The sequence below is a fragment of the Chloroflexaceae bacterium genome (assembly GCA_025057155.1).
In the GTDB taxonomy this organism is placed as follows: domain Bacteria; phylum Chloroflexota; class Chloroflexia; order Chloroflexales; family Chloroflexaceae; genus JACAEO01.
Map to the genome: position 1 here is coordinate 262,349 of JANWYD010000008.1, position 10,464 is coordinate 272,812.

At 63.4% G+C, this 10,464-nt stretch carries 12 protein-coding genes; 4 read left to right on the forward strand and 8 right to left on the reverse strand.

Going from position 1 to position 10,464, the window contains the following annotated elements; translation table 11 throughout:
- The first annotated feature begins 214 nt into the window (after positions 1–214).
- Positions 215–781: a dCTP deaminase gene (gene dcd, locus NZU74_09425; protein MCS6881541.1), complete on the forward strand. Its 567-nt coding sequence runs from the start codon at positions 215–217 to the stop codon at positions 779–781.
- 173 nt (positions 782–954) lie between these two features.
- Here the strand turns inward: dcd and NZU74_09430 are convergent, their stop codons facing one another.
- From NZU74_09430 to NZU74_09440, 3 genes are all read right to left on the reverse strand, one after another.
- Positions 955–1,383 carry an NUDIX domain-containing protein gene (locus tag NZU74_09430; protein ID MCS6881542.1) on the reverse strand — a complete coding sequence of 143 codons (429 nt, stop codon included), beginning with the start codon at positions 1,381–1,383 and terminating at the stop codon, positions 955–957.
- Positions 1,380–2,297 (reverse strand): cytochrome c biogenesis CcdA family protein, encoded by a 918-nt coding sequence (locus NZU74_09435; GenBank protein ID MCS6881543.1) that lies wholly within the window; start codon positions 2,295–2,297, stop codon positions 1,380–1,382. Before NZU74_09435 ends, NZU74_09430 begins: the two co-directional genes overlap by 4 nt.
- A 63-nt stretch (positions 2,298–2,360) precedes the next feature.
- Entirely contained in the window at positions 2,361–2,675 is a 315-nt protein-coding gene (locus NZU74_09440; GenBank protein MCS6881544.1) for a hypothetical protein, read from the reverse strand.
- Between the two features lie 233 nt (positions 2,676–2,908).
- Here NZU74_09440 and NZU74_09445 point away from each other — a divergent pair, with 233 nt between their 5' ends.
- Positions 2,909–3,295: an Hpt domain-containing protein gene (locus NZU74_09445; protein MCS6881545.1), complete on the forward strand. Its 387-nt coding sequence runs from the start codon at positions 2,909–2,911 to the stop codon at positions 3,293–3,295.
- Positions 3,296–3,493: 198 nt separating this feature from the next.
- Here NZU74_09445 and NZU74_09450 read toward each other — a convergent pair whose 3' ends face one another.
- The 3 genes from NZU74_09450 to NZU74_09460 form a co-directional block, all read right to left on the reverse strand.
- Positions 3,494–5,173, reverse strand: coding sequence for a ribonuclease J (locus NZU74_09450; protein MCS6881546.1), 1,680 nt, complete (start codon positions 5,171–5,173; stop codon positions 3,494–3,496).
- A gap of 200 nt (positions 5,174–5,373) precedes the next feature.
- Positions 5,374–5,949, reverse strand: a complete 576-nt coding sequence (locus NZU74_09455) for a hypothetical protein (protein MCS6881547.1) — start codon at positions 5,947–5,949, stop codon at positions 5,374–5,376.
- Positions 5,950–5,990: 41 nt separating this feature from the next.
- On the reverse strand, positions 5,991–6,629 hold the full coding sequence (locus tag NZU74_09460; protein MCS6881548.1) for a uracil-DNA glycosylase: 639 nt from the start codon (positions 6,627–6,629) through the stop codon (positions 5,991–5,993).
- A 346-nt stretch (positions 6,630–6,975) separates the two neighbouring features.
- Here NZU74_09460 and NZU74_09465 point away from each other — a divergent pair, with 346 nt between their 5' ends.
- Together NZU74_09465 and NZU74_09470 are read left to right on the forward strand one after the other, a co-directional pair.
- Positions 6,976–8,385, forward strand: a complete 1,410-nt coding sequence (locus NZU74_09465) for a cystathionine beta-synthase (protein MCS6881549.1) — start codon at positions 6,976–6,978, stop codon at positions 8,383–8,385.
- 158 nt (positions 8,386–8,543) lie between these two features.
- Complete coding sequence (locus tag NZU74_09470) at positions 8,544–9,116, forward strand: SH3 domain-containing protein (protein MCS6881550.1); 573 nt, start codon at positions 8,544–8,546, stop codon at positions 9,114–9,116.
- A gap of 123 nt (positions 9,117–9,239) precedes the next feature.
- Here the strand turns inward: NZU74_09470 and NZU74_09475 are convergent, their stop codons facing one another.
- On the reverse strand, positions 9,240–9,629 hold the full coding sequence (locus NZU74_09475) for a PPOX class F420-dependent oxidoreductase (GenBank protein ID MCS6881551.1): 390 nt from the start codon (positions 9,627–9,629) through the stop codon (positions 9,240–9,242).
- Positions 9,630–9,925: 296 nt separating this feature from the next.
- On the reverse strand, positions 9,926–10,464 hold a 539-nt coding region (locus NZU74_09480; protein ID MCS6881552.1), incomplete at its 5' end, for a hypothetical protein.

Sequence of the window (10,464 nt, forward strand, 5' to 3'; positions counted from 1 at the left end):
GCCCCGTGAATGAGTTTAGAATCCTTTGTGTTGAACATCACAGATGGTCTGGATGGTATTATAACATGGCTTTGACGCAACGAGACATGAACGCCGCAGTGGTGTTGTAGGGGCAACCCTGAGGGTTGCCCTGCACGCAACGAGACATGAACGCCGCGCCGGTGTTGTAGGGCAACCCTCAGGGTTGCCCTGCCTGCCTGGATGGAGAAAACTTATGCCCATCAAGTCCGACCGCTGGATCCGCAAGATGGCCCTGGAGCATGGCATGATTGACCCGTTTGTTGACGGACAGGTACGCGAAGGGGTTATTTCGTATGGTTTAACATCATATGGTTACGATCTGCGAGTGGCTGATGAATTCAAGGTGTTTACGAATGTCTGGAACGTAATCGTTGATCCAAAACGTATCGATCCACGATCGTTCGTAGATATGAAGGTCGATCATATAGACATTCCGCCAAACTCGTTTGCCCTGGGTCGTTCAGTAGAACGCTTCCGCATCCCGCGCAGCGTCTCCTGCATCGTGATCGGCAAGAGCACCTATGCCCGCTGCGGCATTCTGGTGAACATTACGCCGCTGGAGCCGGAGTGGGAGGGCTATGTGACGATCGAGATCAGCAACACCACTCCGCTGCCGGCGCGGATCTACGCCAACGAGGGGATCGGCCAGGTGATCTTTCTGGAGAGCGACGAGGTGTGCGAGGTGTCGTATGCCGACAAGCGCGGAAAGTACCAGGGCCAGGTGGGCATTGTGCTGCCGCGGATTGATCGCGGCCCCTGATACGATTGCCAGCCGCGGCTTTTCGATTGTGGGGTCCCGGCGCGGCGCATAGGGGTGCGGTCTCAGGCAGTGGGCGGGGAAATATTCGTTTCCCCGCCCAATCCATACGCCTCGGGAAGGTTTGTACGACGCGATCCGGGCGGCTGGCCGCACGTAGCGCCACGTCGCGGCCTTCAGACCCGCTCGCCCAGCGCGGCAAGGGCCTGCCGGGTCACGTCGCGGATCTGGCTGTAGCTAATGGTGGCCAGGGCCTCGGCGGGCGCTGCCCAGCGCGCTTCGCTGATGCCCTCGGCGGTGGCAGGCACGGGGGTGGCGCGGTCGGCGCGGGCCAGGAAGTAGGTAACTTCCTTGTCGCGCCACGCGCCATGCTTGAGAATCGGGTAGCTCACGCGGGCGAGGGGGCCTTCGATGGTGCAGGCGATGCCGGTCTCCTCGGCGATCTCGCGCACGGCCGCGGCCTCCTCAGCCTCGTCCGGCTCAACATGGCCCTTGGGCAGGGTCCACTCGCCATAGCGGTCTTTGATCAGCAACACTAGCAGGATGCCGTCATTGCCGCGGGTATAGACGACCGCGCCTGCCGCGCGCACGGGCTTCTGGCTCATCGCAGGCCAAACATTTCACTGAGCTTCGTCTCAATGGTTACGAACCAGGCGCCGAGGTCGCTGCCGCTGGCCAACCGGGTCATAGCCTCAAGCCGGCCGGTCGCCAGCAGCACGCCGATGGCGATCATGAGCAGACCGCCGATAACGCTGGTGGTGTGCAGGTAGAGGGTGCGGCCAAAGAGGCGCACCTCGAAGCCGCGCCCGCTGATCATGCGCCAGAACCGCGAGCCGCGGCCCAGGCGGTTGAAGAAGGTGGCGACGATGATCAGCGGCAACCCCAGGCCCACGGCGTAGATAAAGGCCAGCACCGCGCCCTGCAGCACCGCGACGTTCTCCGAGACGGCGAGCATGGTCATGAAGGCGCCGAACAGCGGCCCGGCGCAGGCCGTCCAGCCCAGGGCGAAGGTGGCCCCATAGAGGTACGAGCCGAGCAGCGTGGCGGCGGGACGCTCGTCAATCTGCATGCCGGCGAAACCCTTGCCAAAAATGCCCAGCGCGCCAAAGATGACGATCACAATCCCGCCGATCACCTGCAACAGATCGCGGTTGGCGAAGAGCAGGCCGGTCAGGGCGCTGATGGCCCCGCCGAGCAGGGTCAGGGTCGTGGCGAGGCCGAAGAAGAAGGCCAGGCTCATGAGGAAGATGCTGTGGCGCCGGGCCTGGAAGGTGACTGCGAAGTAGGCGGGCAGAATGGGCAGGGTGCACGGCGAGAGGAAGCTGAGCACCCCGGTGAGAAAGACGGGCAGGGCCAGCACCAGGACGCTCGATCCGCCGGTGAGGTAGTTGACCGCGCCGCCGTTGTTCAGGCTCAGAACGGCCACGATCAACGCCAGCGCCCCGATCACCGAGAGGGCAATCATGGCCCGGCGCGACGGGCCGCCTTTCCGTGGCACATCTACCGATGGAGAAGACATAGTGGCGCTTTCATGTTTCTGCGCGGTTGAGCGTAACGATTATGGAGTTGCTCCCGCGCCTCCTCACTTCGAGCCGCGTCCATTGCCAGCCGGCGTGGCTAGCGGTCGCCCGGAGCGGCGCGCGGCGCGCACATCGTCGGGTTGAACCGGCTCTTCGCCAGCGAAATAGAGGGTGTCGCTGGGAATATCGTAGCGGTAGCGCCTACGGCGCCAGGCGCCGTAGGGATCGCGATAGACCAGTGTCACCCGCCAGAGCGGGCCGACCGGATCGTAGACCTCCTCAGTGATGAAGACCGGCTGGTCCGGCGCGAAGACGACCCGCAGCCGCTCGTGGCAGGCAGTCAGGGTGGCTGTGTCGGGCGAGGCGCTGATGGTCATGGTAGTGCTCCTGCCAGGACGGTTTTCCATAATGGTGAGCATGCTGTTGCTCATTATACCATTGAGACAATGGCCGGTGGAGCAGCCCGGTAGAGCAACCCTGAGGGTTGCTCTACCGGCAGTTTTGTAGTCCCCTGGTCCCATAAGGACTATAGCCGGATAGGACCATAGTCCTATAGCCATGCTTTCCGGGGCTATGGTAAAAATTTGGTTAAAAGGAGGCAAACAGGGGAATGCTTATGGTGCGTGAACTGATTGAGCCGCCTACGGACGTAATGGATACGCATGTACTGCGCGAGTTCCTGGACATGGTAGGTCCAGATGGCCCGGCCCTGTTGCGCAGTATTGTCGAAACCTATGCCATAGAGACGCCGCCGCTGCTCGCGGCGCTGGGTCTGGCGCTCGAACGCGGCGATCCGCGGGCCGTTTCCCGGCTGGCCCACCGGCTGCAGGGGAGTTGCCTGAGCATTGGCGCCAGCGCCCTGGCAGCGCGTTGCGCCGCGATCGAAGCGGCCTGTAACCAGGGGCAGCCTCTCTCGCCCGACCTCCACCTCGCGCTCGAAGAGCAATTTGCCGCTACAACAGCGGCTCTCCGCGCCTTTGTCGCCGATCTCCCATAAATCTGTCACGAAGGCAAGGCTCAGGGCAACCTGATGTCTTCTTGCTCCTGCCACCGGGGAGGGCTGGACTCTCTCGACGGACATTGAGGAGGTGAAGCCTTTCCCCGTCATCCGTTCGGCCCGCAGGCGGAATAAAAAAACAGTGCGGAGAGCCGCCCTCTCCGCACCTCTCGCCATATGCGACTGCCGGCGGGTTGCTCACACTTCCATCACCATTGGCAGCACCATCGGGCGCCGCTTTGTCTCGCGGTACAGGAACTCGCTCACCACGTCCTTGATCTTCCGGTTAATGAAGCTCGCGTCTACGCCCGCGCCGCTGACCACCCCGTTGCGCGTCGTGAGCGCAGCGCGCACGGCCTCCTTCGTCGCCTCAACGAGATCCTGGCTCTGGCGCATGTACACAAAGCCGCGCGAGACCACATCGGGACCGGAGACCAGTTCGCCGGTGGCGCTGTCAATGCCCACGACGACGATAAGCATGCCGTCTTTGGCGAGCATCTGCCGGTCACGCACGACCACGTTGCCCACATCGCCGACTGTCGTCCCGTCCACGTAGATGTATCCGACGGGCGCCTTGCCGGTGATCTTGCCGAAGCCGCGGGAGAACTCCATAATCGTGCCACCCTCGGGGATGAGCACGTTGTCGTTGGTATAGCCGGCGCCCATGCCCACGGCCATCTTGCGGTAGAGCACCATATGGCGATAGTCGCCGTGGAAGGGCACCACGAACTCCGGTCGCAGCAGGGAGAGCACCAGTTTCAGTTCCTCCTGGGCGGCGTGGCCGGAGACGTGCACATTGGCCTGGCCGCCGTAGATCACCTCGGCGCCGAGCTTGAACAGGTTATTGATAACGCGCCCCACGCTGACCTCGTTGCCGGGGATGGGGGTGGCCGAGACCACCACCGTATCGCCTGGTTTGATCTTCACGTGGGGATAGTCGCGGTTGGCCATGCGGTTGAGGGCGGCCATCGGCTCACCCTGGGAACCGGTGCAGATGACGGCGATCTGATCATCGGGGTAGGCCGACAGTTCATTAGGCCGAATCAGGGTGCCCGGCTCGGCGCGCAGGAAGCCCATCTCGAAGGCAATGCGCGAGTTGTTCTCCATGCTGCGACCGGCGATCAGCACCTTGCGCCCGTAGGCTTCGGCTGAGTCGATGACCTGCTGGACCCGGCTGATATTCGAGGCGAAGGTCGCCACAATGATGCGTCCGGGGGCGATGGCGAAGATATTGTCGAAGGCTTCGCCGACGGTCTGCTCGGAGGGGGTGTAGCCTTTCGTCTCCACCCGCACACAGTCCGTAATCAGCACCAGCGGCTTACGCTGACCCAGTTCGGCGATCTTCTGAATATCGGTGGGTTTGCCATCAACCGGGGTATGGTCGAGCTTCCAGTCGGTCAGGTACACCACCAGGCCGGGAGGCAGATTTATCGCGAAGCCGACCGCATCGGGGATCGAGTGAGCGATATGGAACGGTTCAATGGTGAATGACCCGACCTGAAACGGATCAGTATCGTTGATCACCACCTGGGTGACCTTGTCAAGGAGGCGATGTTCCTTGAGCTTATTCCCGAGCAGGCCATGGGTCAGGCGGGTGGCGAAGATCGGCGGATACCCCAGGTCGCCGATGAGGTGCGGAACGGCGCCGATATGATCCTCGTGGCCGTGGGTTAACAGGATGCCTTTGATTTTATCGGTCTTTTCACGCAGGTAGGTGATATCGGGCAGCACCAGGTCAACGCCGAGCATCTCGGCTTCAGGGAACATGACGCCGCAATCGAGGATGAGAATCTCATCGCCGTACTCCACGACCCACATGTTTCGCCCGACTTCACCGGCGCCGCCGAGGGGGATCATGCGCACTCTCTGTTTTGCCATAGGTGTTGGTTGAAGCCGACGCACTGGCTGCGCTGGCCAGAAGGGGCTTCATCTCCTTTCTGAACATGTCGCGAGCGGCGGGCAGGCGCGCTCATTAGTCGGCCAGGCCGCGCCAGGCAGCGTGTCTGCGGGCGCCGTGGCCGAAAGCCGGGTATACGAGAGAGGCGCCGGCGGGCAGGCGCCTCGATTCACCAGACCAGTTATGCCGTCGCCGGGGCGCGTTCGGCGGGGGAGGTCGCTTCGAGCGCGCCACGGATGGCGTCGAGCAACTCTTCGCGCTCCTCCAGCCCGGGGTAGATCGGCAGGCGATTAGCGCCCCAGCTCTGGCGGTGGAGGAAGCGCGCCACGGGATGGCCAATCTGCACGCTCGGATCGATGTCGAGCAGCAGTTCATCGAATGGTTCGTCGGAGTCGGCATCAACCGGGCGCACAGCGCGCACCTGATTCCAGGGACACACCACGCTAACGCCCAGGCTCTCGAAGTGCAGCCCATCAGGGGCCGGCGTGTAGGCCGCGGCCCATTCCGCCAGTAGCGACCAGATCAGCAGCGGCGTGGCGACGATGAGCGCCAGCATCAGCAACGCCGGCACCACCTGGCCCACACTCAGACCCTGGGCCAGGCTCTCCTGAAGGCTCGGCCAGAATTGCAGGGGGTTATAGCTGATCCGCAGCGTGCTCGCGAAGCTCCACAGCGCGAACACCCAGATCAGCAGCGCCGCCGCGAGCAGCACCAGCAGATTGCGTCTGCCTGCGGCGGAGAGACGGTAGGTTTTCATGCCCGACAAGTCCGATAACCAGGAATGCCGATGCCCAGCTCTCAAAAGAGACTCAGTTGTTCCAGCGGCGGCTCATCGTCGGAGACCGAAGCCGCGGATTCTTCCGCCGCAGCTTCACGTTCAGCCTCGGCCAGTATCTCGGGCAGCCGCCGGAAGTCAGCCTCAATTAACGGGCGATTCTGCGGTTGATGCAGCGCCGCTGCCGGGTGGATCATCGGCACAATCAGCCGCCCGTCTACCTTGCGCGGCTGGCCGTGGATGCGCGAGATCTTCTCGCCCGGCAGAAACAGGTTCATCGAAAAACGGCCAAGCGTGACGATCACGCGCGGCTGGAGGGCCTCGATCTGGCGGAACAGAAACGCCTGGGTGCAGACGCTGATCTCCTCGGGTTGAGGATCGCGGTTCTGCGGCGGGCGGCATTTCACCACGTTGCCGATGAACACCTCAGTGCGCCGCAACCCGGCCATGGCGAGCAATTCATCGAGAAACTGGCCCGCCGGACCCACGAAGGGACGGCCGCGCCGGTCCTCGTGATAGCCAGGGCCTTCGCCGATGAACATGATCCTGGCGTCCGGCGGTCCTTCACCGGGAACCGCGTGCGTGCGCCCGATGTGCAGGGGGCAGCGCGTGCAGGTCTGGATTTCCCGGGCGATCAGTTGCAGGGTTTCAGCAGCGCTCAACGGGCACGCCTGTAGCCTCTTCAAGAGTTATTTTACCTCCTGTATTATACCTGATCCTGACGGGCGGGCACAAGATGTCGCCCTGGAGATGGTGTTCATATCTGCCGACCACGTTCGTGCCGCAGAGAGGGTGGAGGGGCGCAACCGGCTTAACTCTCCATTCCTCGGCGCACTCTGGGGTAAATCTGAATATGTGCGTGTTGGAAGGGAGTCCCGTTTGCCCCGTCACTACGGCTGTGCTACGATACATAACACCGGGCAAATCAAGCCTATGACGGCGCAATGGAGCGCCACGGCAAAGTGGATGGTCCCTCAGGGCCGTCCCGACAGGCTCAAGGAGGGTTCCGTGACCGCAACTGCCGCCTCTGACGCGACCGCTGCCACACTCAGCATTCACGCTACTATCCTTGATACGATCGGCAATACGCCCCTGGTGCGCTTGAATAAGCTGGCCCGCGGCATCAAACCCACCGTCGCGGTGAAGGTGGAGTTCCTCAATCCCGGTGGCAGTGTTAAAGATCGTATCGGCATCGCCATGATCGAAGACGCGGAGCGGCGCGGCTTGTTAAAGCCGGGAGGCACAATCGTGGAGCCGACCAGCGGCAATACCGGCATGGGGCTGGCGATTGCCGCCGCGATCAAGGGCTACAAATGCATCTTCGTGATGCCGGATAAGATGAGCGAGGAGAAGATCCGCGCCCTGCGCGCCTTTGGCGCCCGCGTGGTGATTACGCCCACCGCCGTTGAACCCGACGATCCGCGCTCCTACTACTCGGTCTCGCGGCGTCTGGCCGAGGAGACGCCCAATGCTATCCTCGCCGGCCAGTACTGGAACCCGGCCAACCCCGAGGCCCATTACCGCTCCACCGGTCCTGAAATCTGGCGGCAGACCGCCGGGCGGGTCAGCGTATTCGTCGCCGGAATGGGCACCGGCGGGACGATCAGCGGCACGGGCAGGTACCTCAAGGAACGCAACCCCGCCGTCAAGGTGATCGGCGTTGATCCTCTGGGTTCGCTCTACACCGAGTACTTCCGCACCGGCCAGCCGGGCCCGGTGCACGGCTACAAGGTCGAGGGCGTGGGCGAAGATTTTCTCCCTGCCACCATGGATTTCAGCGTGGTGGACGATGTGGTGCAGGTCAGCGATCGCGAGAGCTTCTTGATGACCCGGCGCCTGGTGCGCGAGGAGGGCATCTTCTGCGGCGGTTCGTGCGGCCTGGCGGTCGCCGGCGCCCTGCGCTGGCTCCGCTCGCCCGCAGCCGAGCATCTCACCGAGGAAGATGTGGTGGTGGTGCTGCTCCCCGACAGCGGCAGCCGCTACCTGAGCAAGATCTTCGACGATAACTGGATGCGCGAGAATGGCTTTCTGGACGACGCCACCGTCGGCGACCTGCTGGCTTCCCGCACCGGAACGTTGATCGCTGCCGATGAAACCACCACCGTTGCCGCCGCCATCCGGCAGATGAAGACCCATGGAATCTCGCAGTTGCCGGTGCTTGACCGGCAGGGTGGCCTGCACGGGATCATCAGCGAGAGCGATCTGCTCGATTACCTGGTGAACGGCGGTTCGATGGAGCACACCATTGAAAGCGTCCACACCCACGAGGTTGCGACCGTGACCTTCGATACGCCGCTGGAAGAGTTGACCTCGCTGTTCGGGCGCAGCAATGCCGCCGTCGTGGTGGACGAGGGGCGCGTCGCGGGGATCGTGACAAAGATTGATGTGATTGATTTCCTGGCCTCGCGGAGCCGCTAGGCCTGTGACCGGCAGACGCCGGAAGCAGTCTCTAACCTGAGGAAGGACAAAGCGGGGGTCACCCACAGGGGTGAGGGCGTGGGAGAGCCGGGCCTTCACCGCACAGAATTAACTCGCTACACCCTGGCGTCAAGCCAGGAGCAGGAAGGAGCAATCCCATGTTGTTTGGCGGCGGCAAGAAGAAGGAAGAAGAGGAGAAGGCAAAGGCTCAGCAGGAGCAGGCCGCCCAGGCCATGCGCCAGATGAGCGATCAGCTCGCGCAGAAAGGCAAGGAGATCGCCGAGTTGCAGAAGCAACTCGAGGAGGCGAAGAAGGAAGCGAGCGCCGGTGACGCTGCCGAGAAGGCCCTCGCCGAGGCCCAGGCGCAGATGCAGAAGATGCAGGCGGAAATGGCCCGCCTCCAGGCGGAGGCGGCAAAGGCTCAGCAGGAGGCCGCCGCCGCTGCCGCCAGCGTGGCGGGCAAGGTCGGCAGCGCGCCCGCCGCAGCCGCGCCCGGCCAACTGGCTGTAGGGGTCACTGCCTATGTGCGCAAGACCGGCGGCCAGAACCTGCGCTTCCGCAACGGCCCGGGTCTCGACACCAACGCGTTTGCCAGCCTGCCTCCCGGCACCTCGATGACGCTGCTGGAAGGCCCCGTGCAGAAAGATAACTACCCCTGGTGGCGCGTCCGCACCAGCGATGGTCGCGAGGGCTGGGTTGCGGGCACCGAACTGGTCACGCAGCCGGATTAGGTATACGTAAGAGGGGCCGGGACATTCGCCCGGCCCCTCTTCTTTTTATCCGTGTATTTGAAGCAGGGGTGTGGGGAAACCAGGTTTCCCCGCACCCCTTATTGTTATCGTGCGCGGCAAATCTCAGGCCGGTTCGATCTCGATCCAGGCGCGCTTGACGTCGGCCACGGTCGCGAAGAAGTCGAAGACCGCCTTCAGCAGCCCGTACTTCTCGTCGAGGGCGTCTTTGGCCACGGCGATCTCTTCGGGCGCGAGCAGGCGGGCGCGGGCCTCCACCGTCGGGCCGAGGGGCCGCCCTACCCGATCCGACGGGCCGATCAACACCCGACTGTTGTTGCGGATGCGCTTGACCTTGCCCGAGTCCATCGTCGTCATCACATAGGCCTTGCCATCGCGCAGGGCGAACCAGACAGGCGTCTTGACGGCCTCGCCGCTCTTGCGAAAGGTAAACAGATTGGCGTACTGGTGCCGATGCAGTACGGAGAAAGCCGTCTTCTGTTCGGTCTGTGTCATGGGTTGTAACTCTCCCTGGTTATTGCACTTTCATAATTACATTCTATTGTAACATGACTACGATTTGACCTTCCGCGCTTCTCCAGCATTTCTCGCCTGCCTTGAACCCTCGCTTCCCGATTACCCGTGACCGGCGTGACGCAATGGCGCCCAGGCCTGGCATCACTACCACAAACAGGCTGTGCCTTCGCGTCTTTGCGACAACTATTCTCAGAAATTCTCTAGAAGGGACAAATCAAGGATCCGGGAGCAAGCAATGTCCCCGGATCCGTCAGAATCGCAATCCCGGCAGGCGCTTAGCGCTGCGCCAGCGGCAGGTAGACCCTGACCGACGTGCTGCCGCCTGGAGGCGTCGGGGTCGGGGTGACGCCTGGGGGCGTCGGGGTCGGGGTGACGCCCGGGGGCGTCGGGGTCGGGGTCGCGCCTGAAGGCGTGGGGGTCGGGGTCGCTATCGGGCCGCCCCCGCCGCTATTCACGGTGTACGCCTCCCCGCTGGTGAAGGGCAGGTTGCTCACGTTGAGCCCCACCTGGTCGGCAATGGTCGCCCCGGCGGGCACATCGAGGCGCAGCGCGCCGTCGCCGGTTCCCGTGGCGACGGTGACCGTGTACGTCGCGCCGTTGCCGCTAACGCCGGAGATGCTCGCCCCGCTAAGATTGCCGGTGGTCGCCAGGGCGAAGTCGTTCGCAGCCACGCCGGTGACCGGCTCGGAGAAGGTCACCCGGAACTGCACGCTGGCGGCGGAGGTGGGGTTGGGATCGAGGCGCGTGATAGCCGTCACCGCGGGCGCGGTCTTGTCCACGGTGTAGCTCTCGCCGGTGACGAAAGGCGCGTTGT

Excerpts from the sequence above, each read along its gene's own strand:
- dcd (MCS6881541.1), top strand. The coding sequence starts at position 215 with ATGCCCATCAAGTCCGACCGCTGGATCCGCAAGATGGCCCTGGAGCAT.
- NZU74_09430 (MCS6881542.1), bottom strand. The coding sequence starts at position 1,383 with ATGAGCCAGAAGCCCGTGCGCGCGGCAGGCGCGGTCGTCTATACCCGC.
- NZU74_09435 (MCS6881543.1), bottom strand. The coding sequence starts at position 2,297 with ATGTCTTCTCCATCGGTAGATGTGCCACGGAAAGGCGGCCCGTCGCGC.
- NZU74_09440 (MCS6881544.1), bottom strand. The coding sequence starts at position 2,675 with ATGACCATCAGCGCCTCGCCCGACACAGCCACCCTGACTGCCTGCCAC.
- NZU74_09445 (MCS6881545.1), top strand. The coding sequence starts at position 2,909 with ATGCTTATGGTGCGTGAACTGATTGAGCCGCCTACGGACGTAATGGAT.
- NZU74_09450 (MCS6881546.1), bottom strand. The coding sequence starts at position 5,173 with ATGGCAAAACAGAGAGTGCGCATGATCCCCCTCGGCGGCGCCGGTGAA.
- NZU74_09455 (MCS6881547.1), bottom strand. The coding sequence starts at position 5,949 with ATGAAAACCTACCGTCTCTCCGCCGCAGGCAGACGCAATCTGCTGGTG.
- NZU74_09470 (MCS6881550.1), top strand. The coding sequence starts at position 8,544 with ATGTTGTTTGGCGGCGGCAAGAAGAAGGAAGAAGAGGAGAAGGCAAAG.
- NZU74_09475 (MCS6881551.1), bottom strand. The coding sequence starts at position 9,629 with ATGACACAGACCGAACAGAAGACGGCTTTCTCCGTACTGCATCGGCAC.